General features: G+C 63.2%; 6 protein-coding genes. 4 read left to right on the top strand and 2 right to left on the bottom strand.

Features of this window, described 5'->3' with window-relative positions; all coding sequences use genetic code 11:
- Nucleotides 1-510, bottom strand: a 510-nt coding sequence (locus RMO57_RS15040; RefSeq protein ID WP_414896438.1) for a circularly permuted type 2 ATP-grasp protein, incomplete at its 3' end; no start/stop codon positions are given.
- Between the two features lie 303 nt (nucleotides 511-813).
- Here RMO57_RS15040 and RMO57_RS15035 point away from each other — a divergent pair.
- Nucleotides 814-1,677, top strand: coding sequence for a transglutaminase family protein (locus RMO57_RS15035; protein WP_310387969.1), 864 nt, complete (start codon nucleotides 814-816; stop codon nucleotides 1,675-1,677).
- 54 nt (nucleotides 1,678-1,731) lie between these two features.
- Here RMO57_RS15035 and RMO57_RS15030 read toward each other — a convergent pair whose 3' ends face one another.
- On the bottom strand, nucleotides 1,732-2,286 hold the full coding sequence (locus tag RMO57_RS15030; RefSeq protein WP_310387968.1) for a glycine zipper 2TM domain-containing protein: 555 nt from the start codon (nucleotides 2,284-2,286) through the stop codon (nucleotides 1,732-1,734).
- A 274-nt stretch (nucleotides 2,287-2,560) separates the two neighbouring features.
- Here RMO57_RS15030 and RMO57_RS15025 point away from each other — a divergent pair, with 274 nt between their 5' ends.
- The 3 genes from RMO57_RS15025 to RMO57_RS15015 all read left to right on the top strand — a co-directional run.
- Nucleotides 2,561-4,231 carry a mechanosensitive ion channel family protein gene (locus RMO57_RS15025; protein WP_310387966.1) on the top strand — a complete coding sequence of 557 codons (1,671 nt, stop codon included), beginning with the start codon at nucleotides 2,561-2,563 and terminating at the stop codon, nucleotides 4,229-4,231.
- 67 nt (nucleotides 4,232-4,298) lie between these two features.
- Nucleotides 4,299-5,048, top strand: a complete 750-nt coding sequence (locus RMO57_RS15020; RefSeq protein WP_310387963.1) for a DUF1223 domain-containing protein — start codon at nucleotides 4,299-4,301, stop codon at nucleotides 5,046-5,048.
- Between the two features lie 247 nt (nucleotides 5,049-5,295).
- Nucleotides 5,296-5,553, top strand: a 258-nt coding sequence (locus RMO57_RS15015; protein WP_310387961.1) for a sigma factor, incomplete at its 3' end; no start/stop codon positions are given.

Below are 5,553 nucleotides of genomic sequence, written 5' to 3'. Positions count from 1 at the left end.
GCTGCCATCGGCGTTGCTGGCACGCACGATGTCGATGCCGGCGATCTGCGAGTAGATATTCAGCGGTACGTCCACCCCCATCATCTCGGGGCGGAACTGCGCGTTGTTGAGGATCGGGCCTGCGGGCACGATGCCGGCGCGAATGATGTCCTGGCCGTGATAGACGTCGTGAATGAATCGGTTCAGCGCGGTGACGCGCTGGCGCAGGCCGGCTTCCAGCTCGCGCCACTCGTCGGCGGGAATGACGCGCGGGATCACGTCAAAGGGGATCAAGCGTTCGGTGCCTTCGCCACTGTCCTTGTCGCCGTAGACGGCGAAGGTGATGCCGACGCGGCGGAAGATCAGCTCCGCTTCTTCGCGCCGCAAACGCATGGTCTGCTCGGGCTGGCCGGCCAGCCAGCGCTCAAAAGTTTGGTAATGAGTTCGCGCGCTTGAAGAACCCGGCGTCCCGGCGGAGGCCGTACCTCCCGATGAGCCATTGAAGTGCATTTCGTCGAAGCTGGATTTCATTCATGCTCTCCCTTGCCTTTGATGTGTGAGCAATATCCGGGCCATGTACTGGGTTGTGCAAGTGGGTGCCTGCACTTTCGGCGTTGGCTCAAAATTGGGCGCTTGTGCACCAGCATGGTCGCACGTGCCGCACCATGTTGGGGTGCACTGTTGCGTCGGCCCAAGCCAATTTGTGCTGCGCGGGATAGTGCGGCCTGACATAGCGGCACGCACCCCCCATAATGGGTTTCCGCAGCGCCATATCAGCTGGCGGCTGCCGTCTTTTTGCCCGCGCTGGCCCCGCCCAACACGGAGCCTTTTCCCATGCTCAGATTCCAATACACCGTTGAGTTGAGCTACGAGATCGACGCTCCGGGCTGCGATTTCATTTTCAATCTGCATGCCGCGCAAACGCCGCAGCAGAGCGTGCTCAGCGAAACGCTCAGTAACAGCCAGGGCGTCAACTCGGTGCTCTATGTGGACGCGCTGAGCCAGACCCGCTTTTTGCGCCTGCAGGCACAGGCCGGCCAGCTGACGATGAACTACAGCGCCAGCGTCGATCTGGATCATGTCCAAACGCCGACCGATCAGCTGAGCGAGCTGGCCGTGGCCGATTTGCCCGGCGAAGTTTTGCCCTATGTCTACCCCAGCCGTTACTGCGAGTCGGACCGGCTGTACCGGCTGGCGGGGCAGGAGTTTGGCCAGCTGCCCAAGGGCTACGGCCGGGTGCTGGCGATCCGCGACTGGGTGCAGGCGCGCACCAGCTTCCTGGCCAATTCATCCACCGGCACCACCACGGCGGTGGACACCCTGGTGGACCGCGCCGGTGTCTGCCGCGATTTTGCCCATCTGATGATTGCTTTGTGCCGCGCGCTGAATATGCCGGCCCGCTTCGTCACCGGCATCGACTACGGGCTCGACCTGAGCCTACGCGCGCAGGACTTTCATGCCTATGTGGAGGTCTATCTGGGCCAGCGCTGGTATTTGTTCGACCCCTCGGGCGTGGCCATCCCGATGGCCTTGATCCGCATCGGCACCGGGCATGACGCAGCCGACACCGCCTTCGCCACCATCTTCGGCGGCGTACGAGGTGCGTCGCCGGTGATCCACATCGAGGCGATCGCTAACGCCCAAGGTCAGGTGATGTTGCCCGAACATGTGACGCAGGGTTTGTCGACCGCGAGTTGATAGGAGGGGTCGTTGGCTCGGCAGAGGTTCACCCCCTCCCGGCCATGTAACGCATCAGGACTTGCTAGCCACCGCAGGCGCTGTCGTGTCCACCACACCATTTTTCACCGGCAGCGTGGCGCCCGGCTTGTAGGAGGTGCGCACGACACCCTCCTTGCCGGAGAGACGGTAGGTGACGTCGTAGCCGACGACTTTCTGCGATTTTTCGTTGACGGTCTGGCAGCGACGTTCGGTCGTCACGACCACATCACCCTCTTGCATATTCTTCTGCACCTGGTTGCCGGCATAGCCTCCGGCTGCAACACCGGCCACGGTGGCCAGTGTTTTGCCCTTACCGCCGCCGATCTGGTTGCCGAGTAAGCCGCCGGCCAGGCCGCCAATCACGCTGCCGGCCACACGGTTGTCGTCCTTGACCGGTGCTTGGTGCTTCACGGCCACGTCGGCGCAACGTTTCTGCGGCGTGACGACGGTTTCTTTTAATTCCCGTACTGCACGCACATCCGCGTTTTGGGGTGTGGTTATGGTTCGATAGCCAGTCACGGCACCTGCACCCAGAACGACTGTGGCAATGCCACCGATGACCAGGCCTTTGACCATGGACTTGTCCATTTGAAGGCTCCTCTTGCGTTTAGATTAAAGCTCATGATACGTCGCGCACAAGAACGGCTCGCCGTCTGAAGCGCTAGGAGCCTGCCCCGTCCAGCGTCTGAACGCACGCGTAAAACTGGAAATCTCGGCAAAGCGAGGATGAAGGCGACGCCAGCAGACAGGCTCGCACTTGGGCGTGCGTGGCCCCAGCGGCTCGGTGCTGCCGCTGCGTCAGCTTGCCCACCCGGTACTGAGGAAGATATGCTCGCCGACATCACTTTTCAGGTGTTTACTCATGCGCAGTCTGAATGCCGTTTTGAAGAACGTCAGCATCGCAGGACTGCTGGCGGTGCTTGCCTGGTGGCTGCCATCGTCGGCCGTCGCGCAAGCGCCGGTGCCTGTGGTGGCAGCAGCGTCGGCGGCCGCCAACTCGCAGCCGGAAGCGACGGTGGAGATTTTCAACCGGACCATCGCGGTTTACCGGGCGCCGTTTCTCGGCGTTAGCGCTGCTGAGCGGGCGCGCCGCTCGCGTCTCTATATGAACGAGGTGTTGGCGCGCGGCGGTGCCGGCGAGGTGACGGTGCGCAAAGAGCCGCAAGGCCGTATCTTGATGATTGACGGCGAGATGGCCTTGATCCTGACGCCGGAGGATGTGGACGAGGGCGCCGGCAAGACCTTGGATGAAACCGTCGCTGCGGCCAAGTTCCAGCTCGAACAGGTGATCGCCGAGACGCGCGAGAGCCGCGACGAATCGCGCCTGCTGCGCGGCCTGTTGATCGCGGTGGCGGCGACTCTGGTGTTCGTCGTCTTGGTGGTCTTGCTGCGGCGCGGCCAGCGCGCGCTGGCCGCCTGGTTGTCGGCGCAGATGAGCCGCCGCGCCGCCGCGCTGGAGGTGGCCGGCACCCAGCTGCTGCAGGGCGACAAGGTGCTGACGGCGGTCAGCCTGGCCGTACGCGCGACCGGCTGGGCCTTGTTGGGGCTGCTGGTTTATGAATGGCTGAGCATTGTCTTGAGCCAGTTCCCCTACACCCGGCCCTGGGGCGAGCAACTGAGTGGCTACTTGTGGCAGGTGGTGGTGAGCCTGGGCGGCGGCATCCTGGGCGCCTTGCCGGACTTGTTTGTGGCGCTGCTGATCTTTTTGCTGGCGCGTGCGGTGGTGAATCTGATCAATCCGATCTTCAACCGCATCGAGCGCGGTGAGGCCTCGCTTGGCTGGCTGGACCGCGACACCGTGCGGCCATCGCGGCGCATCATCAGCACCGGCATCTGGTTGTTTGCGCTGGTGATGGCCTATCCCTATTTGCCGGGTTCCAGCAGTGAGGCCTTCAAAGGGGTCTCGGTGCTGCTGGGGCTGATGATCTCGCTGGGCGCGTCCAGCATCGTTGGCCAGGGTGCCAGCGGCATGATTTTGATGTTCACGCGCACTATCCGGGTCGGCGAGTACGTGCGAATTGACGGTCACGAGGGCACCATCACCGAGCTGGGTATGTTCAGCACGCGCATTCGCACCGGCCTGGGCGAGGAGCTGACGATGCCGAATTCGCTGGTGATGGGCGCGGTGACGAAGAACTATTCACGCGCCGTCAGTGGCCCCGGCTTCATCGTCGACACCGTCGTCACGATTGGTTATGACACGCCGTGGCGGCAGGTCGAGGCGATGCTGATCGAGGCGGCGCACCGCACGCCGGGGGTCTTGTCGATGCCGTCGGCGCGGGTGTTCCAGACCGCGCTGTCGGATTTTTACCCCGAGTACCGGCTGGTCTGCCAGGCTGTGCCCAGCGAGCCGAGGCCGCGCGCCGAGGTGCTGAGTGCCTTGCACGCCAATATCCAGGATGTGTTCAACGAATACGGCGTGCAGATCATGTCGCCGCATTACCTGGGCGACCCGGAGCAGGCCAAGTTCGTGCCCAAGAGTGCCTGGTTTGCGGCGCCGGCCAAGCCGGCCAAGCCGGATTGGCCGGATTAGCGGCACTGTAAGTTCCGGCGCAGGCCGGCGACCAAGTAGGCGGATATACGCTTTGGAGACTCCGCTCATGACATCTCGTTTCGCTGCCGCTTTGGCATTGAGCAGTCTGCTGCCCGCACTTGGCTTTGCAAGCGGCGGCAGCTGCAGTGCGCGCAGCGCTGCCACGCAGACCCCGGTGATCGAGCTTTACACCTCGGAGGGCTGCAGTTCTTGCCCACCGGCCGACCGATGGTTGGGGCAGTTGCCGGCCGAGGCGGGCGTGGTGGCGCTGGCCTTTCATGTTGACTACTGGGACCGGCTGGGTTGGAAAGACCGCTTTGCTTCCGCCGAGTTCACCCAACGTCAAGCGCTGGAGCAAGCGCGCAATGGCGCGCGTTTCAGCTACACGCCGCAGATTGTGCTGGACGGGGTTGACCGCAAGGACTGGCCTCGGATAGCCCTCAACGGCCTGGCTTTGACGCGCCCGGCGGCCAAGGTCGCGATCGGTCTGCGAGGGGAGGGCAGCCGATTCACCGCCACTGTGCAAGCGGTGGATGGCGCCGCGCCGGCCAAATTGGCCGCCTATTGGGCCGTCACCGAGCAAGGTCACCAAAGCGCGGTCAAGGCGGGTGAAAACAGCGGCGCGCTCTTGCGCCACGAGTATGTGGTGCGCGAGTACAGGCCGGTGGGCGCTTGGCAGGTCCAGCCGGGCAAAGCCATGCAGCTGGAATTCAGCCCGGCCCAGGGAGCCACGCCGGGCCATTTGCGGCAGCTCAATCTGGTCATCATTGATGCCTTGACTGGCCGGCCGCTGCAGGCCGTCAAACTGGATTGTTAGTGGTGCTACTCAGATGCGGTGGCCCAGCATGCGCCGCAAAACACCGTCTTTGTAGATCAGATGATGTTTGAGCGCGCCGGCCACATGCACATGCTAGATCAGCACCAGGATCAGCAAATAGCCGACCCACTCCTGCAGGGTGGCGCCGAGTTCGGCCATGCTTTCGTTATGGGGCAGCGCTTGTCACCGAGCTGTGTTTACACTGCGCGCTGCTGGTCTTGGCATGCACTTTGGAGTTGCCCCGCCCATGAACGACATCGCCGCCCAATTGAACCTGTTGCGCCCGCAGTTGCTGAAGTTTGCGCAACTGCAGCTGCGCAATGCGGCCTGGGCCGAAGACGCGGTCTCCGAGACGCTGTTGGTGGCGATCGAAAAGCCGCAAAGCTTCAGCGGTACTTCGCAGCTCAAGACCTGGCTGATCGGCATCCTCAAGCACAAGCTGGTCGATCAGATTCGCCGCAACTGCCGCGAAATGTCGACCACGCAAGAAGACGGTGAAGACCTC

The sequence above is a fragment of the Roseateles sp. genome (assembly GCF_031397715.1).
In the GTDB taxonomy this organism is placed as follows: domain Bacteria; phylum Pseudomonadota; class Gammaproteobacteria; order Burkholderiales; family Burkholderiaceae_C; genus Paucibacter_A.
This window is presented reverse-complemented; position numbering and strand designations above follow the sequence as displayed.